We start from the raw sequence: 15453 nt of genomic DNA, 5'->3' as shown, positions 1-15453 counted from the left end.
CCATGGACAGGATTACGCTGACCGGAGTGACCGCCGTCGGCCACCACGGTGTCTTCGATTTTGAACGCCGGGAGGGCCAGCCCTTTGTTGTGGACGCCGTGCTCTACCTGGACTTCACCGAAGCGGCGCAGTCCGACGACGTCCGGGACACCGCCCACTACGGTGAGGTGGCGCAGCGTATTACCGAGTGGATCACCGGGGAGCCCCTGAACCTCATTGAGGCACTCGCCGTGCGGATCGCCGACAGTCTCCTGGCCGAATTCGCGCTCCAGGCCGTGGACATCACCGTCCATAAGCCGCAGGCCCCCATCGAGGTCCCCTTCGGAGACGTGGCCGTCACGGTCCACCGCGAGCGTGTTCCCGCCGCCCCTGCGCTGTCCGGTGCGCAGGCATGAACGGGATCTACACCAAGGCCGTGCTGGCCCTGGGCAGCAACCTTGGTGAACGCAACGAGACCCTGACCGAGGCTGTGGCGGACCTGGTGGATCCGCCCGAAGTACGGCTGCTCGCCGTCTCGCCCATAGTCCAGACCAAGGCCGTGGGCGGCCCTGCCGGCCAGCCGGACTTCCTGAACATGGTCATCACCGTGGAAACCAGCCTCACCCCTGCCGAACTGCTGGAACATTGCCAGGCCGTGGAAAACAAGCACCTCCGCGTCCGTGAGGTCCGCTGGGGGCCGCGGACGCTCGACGTCGACATCATCACCTACGGCGAGCTCCGCAGTGACGACCCCGCCCTGACCATCCCCCACCCCCGGGCGGCCTCACGCGCTTTCGTCCTCTACCCGTGGTCGCTCATCGAACCCGCCGCCACGCTGAACGGCGAACGGATCAGCACCCTGGCAGTCCAGGCGGACGATTTCAAGGATCTTGCCCCGTTCGACGGGTTCGGGGACTTTGACGGGATGCCGACGGCGGGAGCGGTGGAGGAGAGATGAAGCCCATCAACCCGCTGCGCCTGCTGCTGATCTGCGTCATCCTTGCCATCGCGGGCTGGTCGGCCACGGTTGTCACCAGCCGGTACAGCATGGCCACGCCTGTCCTGCCTGCCACCGCGCTGGCCACGATGGGCGTCATCGTCATCATCACGCTGATCCTGGGTATCCGGATCCTGAGGTGGCGGAACAGCCGCCAGCCCAACAGCAAGGCGAAGAAGACGCAGCTGGATCCCCTCCTGGCCGCCCGGACCCTGATCCTGGCGCAGGCGTGCGCCTACGCCGGAACGGTGCTCCTGGGATGGCATGTGGGCATCTTCCTGGACCAGCTGCGGATCTGGAGCCTGCGCAGCGACCAGGGCATCACCTGGCTTGCCCTGGCCATGGCGGGCGGCGGCCTGGTGATGATCGTGGTGGGGCTCGTCGTGGAGCGGTTCTGCAGGATCCCGCCGGAAGACGGCGACACCAACAGCGTTGACGGGAAGAAGGGCCGGCCTGCCCGCGGGGAAGCCGCAGGGGAAGGCGAGTATGCGTTCCGAGGCGATTGACCCGCCGGGGATCGACTGGCAGCGGGTGTCACCGAAATACGTCACCGTCCGCCTGGTGGAATGGGCCCTGGCCAACATCGCCGCCGTACTGGTCCTGTCCGCGCCGCTGGTGTTCGTCCTCCTGGGATGGTGGCGGTGGCCGCCGCTGTGGCTGGCCATCACCGTTCCGGCCGCCACCCTCCTGCTTGCCTTATGGCGGCTGGTCCTCATCCCGCGGCAGGTCCGGGCCATCGGCTACGCCGAGCGCGACGAGGACCTCCTGGTCAGGAGCGGCATCTTCTTCCAGCGCACCATGGCCGTCCCGTACGGACGCATGCAGTATGTGGACATCGCCGTGGGGCCTGTGGAGCGGGGCATGGGCCTGTGTACCGTCAAGCTCCACACAGCGTCCCCCGGCACCAATGCGCGCATCCCCGGCCTCCCGGCGGCTGAAGGCGCCCGGCTCCGTGAACAGCTGGCCGCCCGCGGCGAAGCCAGGCTGGCAGGACTGTGACCACTGACGGCCAGCTGCCCGGTCCGGCGCTGCCGCCTGCCGGCACCGGCCCGAAAGCCACGGGAACGCCCGACGGCGAATGGCTGCGTGTGCATCCCGCCTCACCTTTTGTCCGTGGCTGGGTTGCACTGGCCGCCATCACGTTCTTCTTCGGCCGCGACCTGTTTGAGCGGACACTCCAGGGCCAGCCCGTGTTCGAGGACGGGTTCGCCCGCCGTGCACCGTGGCTCCTGGGCGGCGGTGCCGCGGTGCTGGCCGTGGCAGTCTTGGGGTTCGTCCTGACCTGGTATTTCACCAAGTACCAGGTCTCCGGCGGCTATGTCCGGGTCAACACCGGCCTCCTCTTCCGCCAGCACCGGCAGGCACGCCTGGACCGGGTGCAGGCCATTGACATCGTGCAGCCACTGCTGGCCCGCATCTTTGGCCTGGCCGAACTCAAGTTCGAAGTTGCCGACGCCGGCGAATCCGCCGTGCGCCTGGCGTACCTCAGGATCGACGACGCCCGCCAACTGCGCGCCACCATCCTGGCCCGGGCCTCCGGGGCTGAGACAGGTTTCGGTGCGGGCCCGGCGGCCGGCGCCGCGGCGCTTCCAGGTCCCGGCAGCCCGTCGGCGGCGTCCTTTGCCCCGCCCGCACCTGAGGCGCCCGAAATCCAGGTACTCACCGTGCCGCCGTCGCGCCTTGTCGGATCGCTCCTGTTGAGCGAGCAAAGTTTCTTCATTGTGGTGGGCGGTTTCGCTTCCGTGGTCCTGTCCGCGCTGACGGACAACCGCGCTTTCTACTTCTACCTGGTTCCCGCAGCGCTGGGCCTTGCCGCCAGCTACTGGAACTTCTTTAACAAGGGCTACAACTTCACCGCCGCCGTCTCACCGGACGGCATCCGGCTGCGGTACGGGCTGCTGGACACCCAGGCGCAGACACTTCCGCCGGGCCGGATCCAGGCCGTGAAAATTGCACAACCTCCGCTGTGGCGTCCGTTCGGCTGGTACCGGATGCAGGTGAACGTTGCCGGCTACGGGACGTCCGGCAACGCCGTCGAAGGCAACACCAGGACCATCCTCCTGCCGGTGGGAAAGTTCGCCGACGTCCTCGCCATGCTCTCGCTGGTCCTGCCGGACCCGGGAACGGATCGCCCTGCGGAGGTGTTCGCCGCGGGGCTTACCGGCAGGGATTCCGACGGCGGCTTCACCACCACGCCGCGGCGGGCCCGGCTGCTGGCGCCCCTGGCCTGGCGGCGGAACGGGTTTGCCGCCACGGACACGGCACTGCTGATCCGCTCCGGGCGCTGGTGGCGGGACCTTGTGCTGGTGCCCCATCAACGCACGCAGTCACTGGCGATCCATCAGGGGCCCGTGGCGCGCCGGTTCCGGGTGGCCGACCTGGTCCTGCATACGACGGCCGGTCCCGTTGCCCCGCGGCTGACCCAGGCGGGCCTGGACGAGGCCAGGCAACTCTTCGACGAGCAGTCGGCGCGGGCCCGGCTGGCCAGGAAGCGGCAAACCACCGAACAATGGTTGCGGCAGGTTGTTCCGGCAGTGGGACCTGCGCCCGTGCCGGGCACACCGGTTCCCGGAGCGCCGTACCCTGGGACACCAGCCAGTGAAGCCCGCACCCATTACCAACAGGAAGGCCAGACGCATGGCTAAGCCCGGACGCCTCGGCGTCGGAATCATCGGCGCCGGCAAGGTGGGCGCCGTGCTCGGCGCGGCCCTGCGCGCAGCGGAGCACGCCGTCGTGGGAGTGTCAGCCGTCTCCGACGCCAGCCGGGACCGGGCCGAGGCGCTGCTTCCCGGGGTGCCCATCCTTGAGGTGCAGGACATCGTGGAGCGTGCGGAACTGGTGCTGTTGGCGGTGCCCGACGACGCGCTGCCGGATTTGGTGGAGGGGCTGGCGAAGCTCGGCGCCTGGCAGCCGGGGCAGCTCGTGGCACACACCTCGGGCCGGTTCGGCGTGGGCGTGCTGCATCCGGTCCGTGCCGCCGGCGCCGTGCCGCTGGCGCTGCACCCGGCCATGACGTTCACGGGCATGAGCCTGGACCTCACCCGGCTGCTGGACTGCACCTTCGGCGTGACGGCCGATGCCGCCATGCTCCCCATCGCGCAGGCGCTGGTGGTGGAGATGGGGGCGGAGCCTGTGGCCATTGCCGAGGCGGACCGGACGCTTTACCACGCGGCCCTGGCCCATGGTTCCAACCACCTGGTCACCTTGGTGGCACAGGCGTCGCAGCTCCTGCGCGAGGTGGGAGTGGAATCGCCCGAACGCATGCTGGGGCCGCTGCTGCGCGCCACCCTGGAAAACGCGCTGGCCTCGGGAGAGTCTGCGCTGACCGGGCCGGTGGCCCGCGGTGACGTGGGCACCGTGCGTGCGCACGCCGAGGCGTTGCGGGAGTTCGACGGCGGCGGGCATGGGGACGTGCTTGAGGCCTACCTTGCGATGGCCCGCGCCACTGCCCTGCGCGCTGAAGGGCGCGGCCTGCTGAAACCCGACCAGCTGAAGGGGCTGCGCGAGGCCCTCGATCCGAAGGAAGACTGAATGCCCATCCAACTCGTCACCACCGTGGCTGGCCTGAAAGCCGAAAGCGCCCGATTGCTCGGCGCGAAACAGGGTGTCTCCCAGGGGCTTGTGCCCACCATGGGCGCACTCCACGAAGGCCACGCAACGCTGGCGCGCACCGCCGTCGAGCAGAACGATGTGGTGGTGGCCAGCATCTTCGTCAACCCCCTGCAGTTCGGCGATGCCGTTGACCTGGACCGCTACCCGCGGACACTCGACGCGGACCTCGCCCTGCTCGAGGAGCAGGGCGTTGACCTCGCGTTCGCGCCCTCCGTGGAGGAGGTCTACCCCGGCGGCGAACCCCTGGTGCGGATTACTTCGGGCCGCCTGGGGGATAAGTGGGAGGGCGCCTCGCGGCCGGGCCACTTTGACGGCGCACTCACTGTGGTGGCCAAACTGCTGCACTACGGCATGCCGGCGGCCGGCCTTCCCGCCGGCCCCGCGGGTTCTGCCGGCGGCAGCCTGCCGGCGTACCGGGCCTACTTCGGGCAAAAGGACGCCCAGCAGCTGGCCCTGGTCCGGCGGATGGTTTCCGACCTGAACTTCCCGGTGGAGATCGTGGGCGTGCCTACGGTGCGCGCAATGGACGGGCTGGCGCTGTCCAGCCGGAACCGCTTCCTGTCCGATGCCGAGCGGGACGCCGCGCTGGTCCTGTCCAGGGCCCTGCGGCTGCTGGAGGAAAGGGCGAACGCCCATGAGCCGCTGGACCTCGACTCCGCGCTGGCGATGGTGGAATCCCAGCCCCTGGTCTCGCTGGACTACTTTGACGTGGTGGACCCGGGCACCCTTGAGCCGCTGGCCGAGAACTGCCGGGAAACACCCTTCCGCGGCGAGGCCCTGGCGCTCATCGCGGCCAAGGTGGGCCCGGTGCGCCTGATCGACAACATTCCGCTGAGTTCGTAGCTGCCGTTCACAGCTGCCACGCCGGCCCGGCGCATACCGTGCCCGTTACAGCCCTGAGTGGTCCCGGTTGATCATGAGCTGTTCGAGCAGCGCGCGTTCAGGCCGGCCCGGGTTCCTGGCGACGCAGCGGCGAAGGCGGGCCCGGACGAGTTCTTCACTGGGATCCTGGCCACCAAGCAGTTCATCGATGATTTCCTGCGCCTGCCACCGGAGCGACTCGATGGCGAACTGCCTGACCTCTTCGGGCGTATCACTGGACATCCAGGGATCGGGATCCGACGGGACACTTTGGAACATCCGCTCTGCTGACATTGGGGCCTCCTTGCTCCAAACCGGCGGACCCTTGGGGGCGCCTTGCGGTGTTCTAAAGAACTGCGTAGGAGAAACACTACAGCGGGAAAGACCAGTCTGTCTCCCCTGCAGTAGACTCCAAGTCTCATGAGCACAGAGGCGAAGGTCCCGATATCCGATGCGTCTTCCCCGGCCCCGGCGGCGGAGGGCACCACCAATTCCGTGGAGCGGATCCTCACGGTGGCATACGAGCTGTTTTCGCGCAGGGGAATCCGGGACGTGGGTGTCAATGAGCTCATCGAGCGGTCAGGGGTGGCCAAGGCCACCTTCTACCGGCATTTCCCGTCAAAGGATTCGTTGGTCCTGGCCTTCCTGGAGCAGCGGGACAAACTGTGGACTGTTGAAGCAATAGTGGCCCAGGCCCGCGGCCGGGGACAGACACCGGAGGAGCGTCTGCTGGCGATCTTCGACGTCCTGGGGGAATGGTTCCGGCGCGATGACTTCGAAGGGAGCACCTTCACCCAGGTCCTGCTGGAGATGGGACCGTCCCACCCCCTGGGGCAGGCCAGCATCAACTACCTGGCAAAACTTCGGAGCCACGTGCAGGCCCTGGCCGAAGAAGCCGGGCTTGTGGACCCTGACGGGTTCGCGCGTTCCTGGCAGATCCTGATGAAGGGCTCCATCATCTCGGCCACCGGCGGTGACCTGGACGCCGGGAAGCGCGCCCAGCAGATGGCTGCCTGGCTGATCGAGCACCACAGGGCATAGCGGCGGGCGCTGCGGGATGGGCTTCAGAAGTGGCCTCGGAACTGTCCATGGCCGCCTACGGCCGGGCACCAATGGCCTCCGGGAAAAGGGCGAACGGCGTGGCGAGGAATTCGGCCCAGAGGGGATCGTCGGCCGGCAGGTCGTTGAGGTCCACGTATCTGTCGTCGTCGGGTTCCCACTGCGGAAGGTTATCGAGGCTGGCCTCCAGGCATTGGCAGAGGGCGGGCGCGGCCCGCTGGAGCCACTGCGGCCATTGCGACCCCTGCGGCCAGCTTTCTGGTGGCCAGTGGGTTGGTTCTGGGTCGGGGTGTTCTGGGTTGTAGTGCCTGCCTGTTGGTGAGGTCCAGCCGGGTGGTTCATTCTTGGTGGCCGGGTCCGGTGTCCATTGGCTGTGGTGTTTGAGCCGGTGGTGTTTGGGGCAGAGTTGGGCCAAGTTACTGGTTCCCGTGGTGCCGCCGTGTTGCCACGCGGTGAGGTGGTCGGTTTCGTTGTCGGGGGTGCGGTTGGCGCACCCGGGGAAGGTGCACTTGGTGTCGCGCATCCTGATCCAGCGTTTAATGGCCTCGGTGAGCCGGTAGTTTTTCCGGCCGATTTCCAGTGGTGCGCCGTCCCGTGGGTCGATCAGGACCCGGTAGAACGATTCCGCCCCGTCGGCGACAAGGTTGCGGGCCATGGACGCCGGGATCGGGCCGAAACCATCCAGCATGGCGGGTTCGTCGGTGGCTCCGAGGAGGGCGAACACGGGCACGGTGACCAGGACATCGGCCCGCGGCGCAGGGACCTTCCCGATCGCGGTACCGCCCGCCGGGGTGCTGGTCCCTGCGGTGGTGCCAGTGGAACGTTCACCCGTAGCCTGCCCGGCTCCGAGAAGCAGAGATGCGGCGATGTCGGGGCGGAGTTGGGTAAGGGTGCGGGGTTCGTCGGGGCCCTGGAAGCCACGGGCGGTGGCGGTGGTCCGGTTCCAGATGGCGCAGGCGGTGTCCCCGGGGAGGTAGAGGGAGACCCAGGCCATACCCTCCTTGTCCGGGGTGTATTCCATCCGCCGGTCAGCCACTCCCTTTGCGTGGCGCTTCTCGATCGAGTCGGGGCGGTGGCGTTCCCGCCAACTACGCACCTTCGCTCGGAACCGTGACGGAACAAGCTCGCCGGGGGCCGCGCCGCGGGCGGGCTGGGGTGCATCCGGGTCGAAGAAGTGCGCCACCAACGCCAGGGCGCCCTCGGTGGTGACGCCCTCAGTCTCATCGGCGACAATCCGGGCGTGCTGCCACGACATGCCCCCGGCGGACAGTGCCTCGAACAGCAGCGGCAGGGAACAGATCCGCCGTGACTGCTCCACAAGGGCGCCCGCGGCCGCGGAGCTGATGGTCAGCACCCCGGCGATTTCCTCCACCACCGACATGTCAGCGTAAGTGCGGTCCTCGACGGAGGCGTCCGGCGGCGTCATCGCCTGCTGGAACTCCACTGCCTCAGCAGCATCCCGTGCTTTCACCGCAGCGAGCTGCGCCTCCAGCCGGGCCGCAACCTCGAGCCTTTCCAGCCGGAGCTCATACCGACGCTGCAACACATCCACACCGGCACCCGCGGCGGCCATTGCAGCATCGTCAAGCTTCTGGTCCTCAAGAGTGAGCGCATCCAGGGCAGCAACAGAGGCACGAACACCCTCCAACGCCGCCCCAGCACCGCCCCTGATTCCCATACCGACATCATCCATCGAGGCACTGACATTTGAAGCCGGGTACAGGCGGCTGAATCAGATAGTCAGCTTGCTTATTACTTTTGTCTTTCCTAGGCTGGAATGCGTCAGGCAATCAACTCTTGAGCGGGACCCGGCGCGCCCAAAGGCCGGCCGGCCCACTCCAGCGAGGAGGAACAATGTCAGAGCACAGCATCGCAGGCAAGAAGGTCGCATTCCTGCTGACTGACGGAGTGGAGCAGGTAGAGCTCACCAGTCCCTGGCAGGCAGTGAAGGACGCCGGCGGCGAGCCCACCCTGGTGGCGCCGAAGAGCGGCAAGCTGCAGGGCTACAACGGCACGGAAAAGGGCGATACCTTCGACGTCGACCTGACGGTCGCGGAAGCGAATGCCTCGGACTTCGACGCGCTGGTTCTCCCGGGTGGCGTGGTGAACGCAGACCACCTCCGCGTCGACAAGGACGCCCAGAGCTTCACGCGGAACTTCTTCGAACAGCACAAGCCCGTGGCATCGATCTGCCATGGACCGTGGCTGCTCATCGAGGCCGGAGTCATCCGGGGCCGGAATGTCACGTCCTACTTCACGCTGGAAACCGACCTGAAGAACGCGGGCGCCAACTGGACGGACCAGGAAGTGGTGGTTGACCAGGGCCTGGTGACCAGCCGGAACCCTGATGACCTCCCGGCGTTCAACAACAAGTTGGTGGAAGAAATCTCCGAAGGCCAGCACGCAGGGCAGACCGCCTAAAGCAAAGCCCTAATGTTCCCTCAGGGGTAAAAAGTACCCATGCGGAGGAATTACTCCAGCGGGTAGAGTGTTGGAATCTGCAGCGGCGCCGACCGCGCATCACTCTTAAAACACCCCTGAGGGAACACCCATGTCTACCGAAGTCTCTCCGAACGCCAGCGGACAGCCCGCCCCTGACCAAGGACCCGGCGAAGGAATCCGCCAAGGAACCCTGCCCGCTGCCCAGGAGAAGATGTCCCGGGAGTCCGTGACCATCATCAGCACGCTGCTGGTGGCGACGTTCGTGGTGATCCTCAACGAGACCATCATGAATGTTGCCCTGCAGCGGCTCATGGTGGACCTCCGGGTGGACGCACCCACCGTTCAATGGCTGTCCACCGGATTCATGCTCACCATGGCCGTGGTCATCCCCACCACCGGCTTCATCCTCCAGCGCCTCTCCACGCGTGCCGTCTTCATGCTGGCCATGGGCCTGTTCGCGGGCGGAACCGCACTGGCCGCGGTGGCCCCGGGGTTCGAGGTCCTGCTCCTGGCACGGATCGTCCAGGCCGGCGGCACCGCCATCATGCTGCCGCTGCTGATGACCACCATCCTCACCCTGGTCCCGCTGGCAAAGCGTGGCGCCGTCATGGGCAACGTGAGCATTGCCATCTCGGTGGCACCGGCCATGGGCCCCACCGTCTCCGGGCTGATCCTTGAGCATTTCACCTGGCGCTTCATGTTCGTCTTCGTCCTGCCCGTGGCCCTCGCAGCGCTGGCCATCGGCGCCAAATACCTCACCAACGTGGGCGAGGTGGAGAAGGGCAAGCTCGACGTCCTGTCCGTTGTCCTCACCGTTCCCGCTTTCGGCGGCCTGGTCTACGGGCTCAGCCAGATCGGCGGCGGCCAGGCTGGCCCGGGTGCCGGTGCCATCGCGGCCCTTGTCATCGGCGTCGCAGCGCTCACGGTATTCGTCCTGCGCCAGGTCCGGCTCCAGAAGGCCGCCGCGCCGCTGCTGGATCTTCGCGCGTTCAACTTCCGGATGTTCACCGTCTCGGTCCTGCTGATGGTGGTGGCCATGATGGCGCTGTTCGGCGGCGTCATCCTGCTCCCGCTCTACCTGCAGGAAGTCCGCGGCCTGGGGTCGCTCGAGACCGGCCTGGCGCTGCTTCCCGGCGGCCTGGCCATGGGGCTGCTGGGCCCTGTCATCGGCCGCGCATTCGACAAGGTAGGCCCGCTGCCGCTTACCGTCACCGGCTCCATCCTGATGGTGGCGGCCCTTTGGCAGTTTTCAATGCTCGACGCCGGCACAGCGGTTTGGTGGATCATCACCCTGCACGTGGCGCTGAGCTTCGGCCTGGCGCTGCTGTTCACCCCAGCCTTCACCACGGGCCTGAACCCGCTGCCGCCGCACCTCTACTCCCACGGCTCCGCGATCATGAGCACCACGCAGCAGGTGGCCGGTGCGGCGGGCACGGCCCTGCTGGTGTCCATCTTCGCTGTGGTGAGTGCGGCGTCGGGACTCGTAGCAGGGATGAGTGCCGCCTTCATGACGGCAACCGTCATAGCCTTTGCCGCCGTCGTACTGTCCGCGATGATGCGCAAGACCGAAGGTGCCGGCCCGGGCCACGGCGCAGGACACTAGCCGGCGAAGAAGTCGCTCAGTTCCTTGATCAGCTTGTCCGGGGCCTTGATGGCGCCGTCGTGGCCGAAGCCGGGCAGGATGGTGTAGCTGGAACCGGAGAGGACGTCGTGGATCTGGCCGCAGGCGATGCCGAAGTAGGCCGGGCTCTTTTCGCCGACCACAATCAGCGTCTCCAGGGGGAGTGCCTGGAACGGTTCGGCCGGCATGTCGGCGGCGATGATGGCTTTGATTTCCCGGACGCCGGTGCGCATCAGTTCGCGTTGCTGCTTGCCTTCGGTGGTGCCCGCGGTCAGCTTGTTGGCGAGGGTCAGCATGGACAGCGGCATGCGCGAAGAAAATGCACCGCCGGCTTCCAGGCCGCGCTGGATCACGGCGAGGGCGCGGTCGTCATCCTTGGCGGCGATGGCACGCTCATATTCCACGATCCAGTCGGCAGTGACGCTGCCGTTCACGGAGACTGCGGGATCGTAGACGGCGAGCCGTTCCACGGGCAGGGTCCGCGCGGCGTGCAGGGCAACTGCTCCGCCGAAGCTGTGTCCAAAGACGTCCGTGCTGGAGGTGTGCTTCATGACCGTGTCCAGGTCCCGGATGTCCACGTCCAGCGTGTAGTCCTCGGGCTGTGGCGACGACGAACCCCGGCCACGCCGGTTGAACGTGTGGACCGGCCGGCCCAGGGCGGCGCTCAGCTTTTGGGCGAACTTGGTGTAGTCCGCGGCCGTCACCATGGAGGGCGGCACCACCACCACGCCGGACCCGGCCGATGCCAGTTCCGCGCCGGTGGAGAAGAGCTCAATCGTTCCGCCGTCGGGGGTCCTGATGTTCTCTCGCGTCATGCTCTGAGCCTAGCCGAGCAAGTGGTTGCAGGCATCCCGGAGAGCGTCGGCTCAGGCCAGCCGGTCAATGAGGGACCGGCTCGCCGCACGGATGGCAGGCAGCTCCCGGCCCAGCCCGCAGAGGATCAGGCCGGCGTCGGCCGCCTGCAGGGGCGAGTCCGGCCCCACTGCCCCGTCCGCCCGGAGGTAGATCAGGGATTCCACCAGGCGGAAGGTGAAGTCGCCGCCGTCGGGTCCCGCCGCGGTGGCTGACAGGCCACCGCCCAGCTCTCCGTACAGGTGCCGGAGTTCCTGCCGGTCGTTCAGGAACCGGGCAAAGCGCGTGCTCCGCACCTCCGGCAGGTGGTAGAGGACGCCAAGGTTCCACCGGGCATTGCACAGCTGGGTGCCGTCATAAAGTGCGACGGCGTGCAGCCGGCTCCCGGCCGGGCCTTCGGTTTCCGGGGTCCCGGCAGGGAGCGCCGCCACTGCGCGCGCGAACGTCAGGCCGCCGGACACCGTCCCCTCCAGCAGGTCCTCAAGGATGTCGTCCTTGGTTTTGAAGTGGTGGTAGAGGGACGACTGCCGGATTCCCACGGCGTCCGCAATGGACCGGGTGGAGGTGCTGGCGAAGCCTTGCGTGGTGAAGAGCTCTGCCGCGGCGTCGAGTATTTCCTCACGGGCGGTGGCACCTGGCCGGGAGGGTTGCTGGTGGCGGGGGCGTCCCGGTCCGGCTGAAGTCACTGCTTCATTCTTGCACCACCGGGCGCTGCACCGGCCAGGGCTGAGATGCCGAATGGAGCCGGTGAGGGGACGGAAATCTGGTCGAAACAAGATGTCTATCCGCCTTTTACAGAGGCGAAACTGTTTGGGGACATCCCGCTGGAAAACTATCAATTGACCGGTAATCAGCAGCCTTCGGCCGAGCGCTGCGGTGCCGGGAGGCTTTGCCCCCCCAGATTCCTTTCCAGCCCCGGAGATTCCCGATGACATCAACCGTCCTCCCCACCGTCCACCAGGACGATGCAGACCTGACGTCCCTTGGCTACCAGCCCACCCTCCACCGAAAGCTCGGCCGCTACGCTTCCTTTGCCGCCGGCTTTTCCTTCGTCTCCATCCTCACCACCATCTTCCAGCTCTTCGCCTTCGGCTACTCCTTTGCCGGCCCGGCGTTCTTCTGGACCTGGCCGGTCGTCCTGGTGGGCCAGCTGCTGGTGGCGCTGAATTTCGCCGAACTTGCCGCCCGCTACCCACTGTCCGGCGCCGTCTACCAGTGGGCGCGGCGCGTCGGGGGAGAAGGCGTTGGCTGGTTCGCCGGCTGGTTCATGGCCATCGCGCAGGTGGTCACCGCCGCCGCGGCCGCGATCGCCCTGCAGGTAGTGCTGCCCCAGCTGTGGGACGGCTTCCAGGTGGTGGGCGGGGACCCGGCACTCAACACCGTGACCGGGGCTTCGAACGCCGTGGTCCTGGGCGCGGTCCTCCTGGTGGCCACCACCATCATCAACTCCCTGGGCGTGAAGCTCATGGCCCATGTGAACTCCGTTGGCGTCACCTGCGAGATCGTCGGCGTCGCGGCCGTAATCCTGGCCCTCATCAGTGCCGCCCAGCGCGGACCGGACGTGGTTGCGGACACCAGCGTGCTGCAGGGATCCGACCTGGGCGCGGTGGGAGCCTTCCTGGTTTCAGGACTCATGGCCGCCTACGTCATGGTGGGCTTCAACTCCGCCGGCGAGCTCTCAGAAGAAACCAAGGACCCGCGCCGCACCGCCCCACGGACCATCCTCTCCGCCCTTCTCATCTCCGGCGTCGGGGGTGCACTGATGATCATCACCGCACTGATGGCAGCCCCCAGCCTGGACGATGGCCGCCTCGCCACCGAAGGCCTGCCCTACGTGCTCACCGCCGTCCTGGGCACCTTCTGGGGCAAGGTCCTGCTGGTGGATGTGGCCATCGCCATCTTCGTCTGCACCCTGGCGATCCAGACTGCGGGTTCCCGCCTGGTGTTCTCCATGGCCCGCGACGGCAAGCTCCCGGCGTCGCGACTCCTTTCCTCCGTGCACCCCACCCGCGGCACCCCCATGTGGCCCTCGATCGTGATCGGTGCCCTGGCCGTCGCGGTGCTGGCCATCAACGTAGGCAACGCGGCGCTGTTCACCACCCTCTGCAGCGTCTGCATCGTGATGGTCTACCTCGCTTACCTCCTGGTCACCGTCCCGCAGCTGGCCAACCGCCTCCGCGGCGACTGGGACCGGGTGGGACAGGCCATGCCCGCGGGCCTCTTCTCACTGGGCCGCTGGGGCCTGCCGGTCAACATCCTCGCAGTGCTCTACGGCGCAGTCATGGTGGTCAACCTCGCCTGGCCGCGGCCCGAGGTGTACGACCCCTCCGGCGAAAACGGGATCCTCCTCTGGTCCGCGCCGCTGATGGTCACGGCCGTCCTGCTCCTGGGCCTCTGGGTCCGGCGCCGGAATGCGGCAATCAAGGCCTGACGGGCCACCCCGCCCTTCCCAAAAACTTCCACGACATCAAGGACTGACATGACACAGACCATTGAAACGCCAACAACCGGTACCGCCACCACCGCCGGCGTCCGCACCCACGCCAGGGAACAGCACGGCAAGACCGTGGACACCATGCGCTTCGTCCCGGCAGCCTCCGCGCCGCAGCACCTGCTGGCAGGAATGCCCGACGGCGAGTCCCCCACGTGGGCAGAGTCCCTCGCCTTTGGCCGCTACACCACCATGGCGCTGGCCAGGGGTACCCGGATCCGGATCACGGACACCGCCGGCGACGCGTGCGTCCACACCCTGCTCTACCGGACCGGCGCCCTGCACGAACGCCTCAACCTTGCCGACACCGTCAAGGTCCCGTGGCAGGCCTACCCCGCCACCGGCCACCCGCTGCTGTCCGACGCAGGCCGCTTGATGGCCACCATCGTGGCGGACACCTCCAGCCGGCACGACGCATTGACCGGCGCCACCACCCTGGCAGGCAACACTGCCAGGTACGGTGCCGGGACTGTCCACAGCGCCTCACCGGCCGCCCGCGAACTGCTCACCCTGGGCGCCCTCAAGAACGGCCTGGGCACCCGCGACGTGGCGCCGTCGCTCTCGCTCTTCAAGGGCATCACCGTTGACCCGGCCGGAAGCATCACCTTCACCGGGAGCGCCGGCCCGGGCGCCGCCGTCGAGCTTCTCCTCCAGATGGACGCCGTGCTGGTCCTCGCCAACACCGCGCACCCGCTGGATCCCCGCAATGACTTCACCGGAACCGCCGTGGACATCACCGCCTGGCACGCCCCGCAGGACCTCGCGGAACTCGAAGCGGGACGCCTCGCCGGACCGCTCAGCCCGGAACACCTGCAGGCCCTCCGCAACACCGAACACGACCTCACCGCAAGGGACGCCCGATGAACACCGTTACAAGCACCCGCCCCGACGCCGCGGAAACCGCGCTCGCTGCCGGCACCGTGATCCTGGATGAATTCGTCGAAGCCCGCGGACCCTGGTCCGCCGTGGTGGCCGCCGGTGACGTCCTCACCATCGTGGACCTGGAAGGCAACCAGGCCGTGGACTGCCTCCTGTACGCCGCCGCCGACACCACCGTCCGCTACTCGGCTCCGGCAACCATCGCCGCGCAGCAGTCGATCGTCCTCACCACCGGTTCCGTCCTGAGGGCGGACACCGGTGCGCCCCTGATGACCGTCGTGGCGGACGAAGTGGGCGTGCACGACACCATCGGCGGTGCCTGCTCGCAGGAATCCAACACCCTCCGGTACGGCCAGCACACCCGCGAACAGCACGCCTGCGTGGAGAACTTCCTGATCGAGGGTTCCCGCTGGAGCCTCGGCAAACGCGACCTCGTCTCCAACATCAACTGGTTCATGAACGTCCCGGTGGACCCGGACGGCGCCCTGGGCATTGTGGACGGCCTGTCCGCCCCCGGCAAGCGCGTGGCGCTGCGGGCGGAAGTGGACACCCTGGTGCTGGTCTCCAACTGCCCGCAGGTCAACAACCCCTGCAACGGCTTCAACCCCACCCCCGTCCGCATGATCGTCACCCGGCCGGAGGCTGCACTGTGAACAACCA

The 15453-nt window shown here is 67.6% G+C and carries 17 protein-coding genes; 13 read left to right on the top strand and 4 right to left on the bottom strand.

The window, feature by feature from the left end; translation table 11 throughout:
- Positions 1-2 precede the first annotated feature (2 nt).
- Genes folB through BACI349Y_RS18725 form a run of 7 tightly spaced genes read left to right on the top strand, consistent with a single transcriptional unit; the run spans position 3 to position 5431 of the window.
- A complete protein-coding gene (folB, locus tag BACI349Y_RS18755) occupies positions 3-395 on the top strand; it encodes a dihydroneopterin aldolase (RefSeq protein WP_159634405.1) in 393 nt (130 codons plus the stop codon).
- Positions 392-937 (top strand): 2-amino-4-hydroxy-6-hydroxymethyldihydropteridine diphosphokinase, encoded by a 546-nt coding sequence (gene folK, locus BACI349Y_RS18750; RefSeq protein WP_159634402.1) that lies wholly within the window; start codon positions 392-394, stop codon positions 935-937. The genes folB and folK overlap by 4 nt, the downstream gene beginning before the upstream one ends.
- On the top strand, positions 934-1482 hold the full coding sequence (locus tag BACI349Y_RS18745; protein ID WP_159634399.1) for a DUF3180 domain-containing protein: 549 nt from the start codon (positions 934-936) through the stop codon (positions 1480-1482). The genes folK and BACI349Y_RS18745 overlap by 4 nt, the downstream gene beginning before the upstream one ends.
- Positions 1463-1975 carry a PH domain-containing protein gene (locus BACI349Y_RS18740; protein ID WP_159634397.1) on the top strand — a complete coding sequence of 171 codons (513 nt, stop codon included), beginning with the start codon at positions 1463-1465 and terminating at the stop codon, positions 1973-1975. Before BACI349Y_RS18745 ends, BACI349Y_RS18740 begins: the two co-directional genes overlap by 20 nt.
- On the top strand, positions 1972-3621 hold the full coding sequence (locus tag BACI349Y_RS18735; protein WP_159634377.1) for a PH domain-containing protein: 1650 nt from the start codon (positions 1972-1974) through the stop codon (positions 3619-3621). Before BACI349Y_RS18740 ends, BACI349Y_RS18735 begins: the two co-directional genes overlap by 4 nt.
- Positions 3614-4507 (top strand): Rossmann-like and DUF2520 domain-containing protein, encoded by an 894-nt coding sequence (locus tag BACI349Y_RS18730; protein WP_159634357.1) that lies wholly within the window; start codon positions 3614-3616, stop codon positions 4505-4507. The genes BACI349Y_RS18735 and BACI349Y_RS18730 overlap by 8 nt, the downstream gene beginning before the upstream one ends.
- Positions 4508-5431 carry a 4-phosphopantoate--beta-alanine ligase gene (locus BACI349Y_RS18725; RefSeq protein WP_159634354.1) on the top strand — a complete coding sequence of 308 codons (924 nt, stop codon included), beginning with the start codon at positions 4508-4510 and terminating at the stop codon, positions 5429-5431. It abuts the gene before it with no gap.
- A gap of 45 nt (positions 5432-5476) precedes the next feature.
- On the opposite strand, the gene BACI349Y_RS18720 is transcribed toward BACI349Y_RS18725, so the two are convergent.
- The gene (locus tag BACI349Y_RS18720) at positions 5477-5743 is read right to left on the bottom strand and encodes a hypothetical protein (protein WP_159634351.1); all 267 of its coding nucleotides are present in this window, start codon (positions 5741-5743) and stop codon (positions 5477-5479) included.
- Positions 5744-5869: 126 nt separating this feature from the next.
- Here BACI349Y_RS18720 and BACI349Y_RS18715 point away from each other — a divergent pair, with 126 nt between their 5' ends.
- Positions 5870-6490, top strand: a complete 621-nt coding sequence (locus BACI349Y_RS18715; protein ID WP_159634348.1) for a TetR/AcrR family transcriptional regulator — start codon at positions 5870-5872, stop codon at positions 6488-6490.
- A 55-nt stretch (positions 6491-6545) separates the two neighbouring features.
- Here BACI349Y_RS18715 and BACI349Y_RS18710 read toward each other — a convergent pair whose 3' ends face one another.
- Positions 6546-8186 carry an HNH endonuclease signature motif containing protein gene (locus BACI349Y_RS18710; RefSeq protein WP_159634344.1) on the bottom strand — a complete coding sequence of 547 codons (1641 nt, stop codon included), beginning with the start codon at positions 8184-8186 and terminating at the stop codon, positions 6546-6548.
- A gap of 176 nt (positions 8187-8362) precedes the next feature.
- Between BACI349Y_RS18710 and BACI349Y_RS18705 the strand changes: the two genes are divergently transcribed.
- Together BACI349Y_RS18705 and BACI349Y_RS18700 are read left to right on the top strand one after the other, a co-directional pair.
- A complete protein-coding gene (locus tag BACI349Y_RS18705) occupies positions 8363-8929 on the top strand; it encodes a type 1 glutamine amidotransferase domain-containing protein (RefSeq protein WP_159634341.1) in 567 nt (188 codons plus the stop codon).
- A gap of 130 nt (positions 8930-9059) precedes the next feature.
- Entirely contained in the window at positions 9060-10553 is a 1494-nt protein-coding gene (locus tag BACI349Y_RS18700) for a DHA2 family efflux MFS transporter permease subunit (RefSeq protein WP_159634338.1), read from the top strand.
- On the opposite strand, the gene BACI349Y_RS18695 is transcribed toward BACI349Y_RS18700, so the two are convergent.
- On the bottom strand, positions 10550-11386 hold the full coding sequence (locus tag BACI349Y_RS18695; protein WP_159634334.1) for an alpha/beta fold hydrolase: 837 nt from the start codon (positions 11384-11386) through the stop codon (positions 10550-10552). The two genes, BACI349Y_RS18700 and BACI349Y_RS18695, sit on opposite strands and share 4 nt — an antisense overlap.
- 51 nt (positions 11387-11437) lie before the next feature.
- Positions 11438-12109 (bottom strand): TetR/AcrR family transcriptional regulator, encoded by a 672-nt coding sequence (locus BACI349Y_RS18690; RefSeq protein WP_159634331.1) that lies wholly within the window; start codon positions 12107-12109, stop codon positions 11438-11440.
- A gap of 242 nt (positions 12110-12351) precedes the next feature.
- On the opposite strand from BACI349Y_RS18690, the gene BACI349Y_RS18685 reads away from it, so the two are divergent.
- The 3 genes from BACI349Y_RS18685 to BACI349Y_RS18675 are packed head-to-tail and all read left to right on the top strand — an operon-like array spanning position 12352 to position 15446.
- Complete coding sequence (locus tag BACI349Y_RS18685; protein ID WP_159634328.1) at positions 12352-13854, top strand: amino acid permease; 1503 nt, start codon at positions 12352-12354, stop codon at positions 13852-13854.
- Between the two features lie 48 nt (positions 13855-13902).
- Positions 13903-14778: an urea amidolyase associated protein UAAP1 gene (locus BACI349Y_RS18680; RefSeq protein WP_159634325.1), complete on the top strand. Its 876-nt coding sequence runs from the start codon at positions 13903-13905 to the stop codon at positions 14776-14778.
- The gene (locus BACI349Y_RS18675; RefSeq protein ID WP_159634321.1) at positions 14775-15446 is read left to right on the top strand and encodes an urea amidolyase associated protein UAAP2; all 672 of its coding nucleotides are present in this window, start codon (positions 14775-14777) and stop codon (positions 15444-15446) included. Before BACI349Y_RS18680 ends, BACI349Y_RS18675 begins: the two co-directional genes overlap by 4 nt.
- Positions 15447-15453: the final 7 nt, after the last annotated feature.

Origin of the sequence: Arthrobacter sp. 8AJ, assembly GCF_902506025.1 — a bacterium.
Lineage (GTDB): Bacteria > Actinomycetota > Actinomycetes > Actinomycetales > Micrococcaceae > Arthrobacter.
Note: the sequence above shows the minus strand (reverse complement) of the source record. Positions and strands in the feature narration are given on the sequence as shown.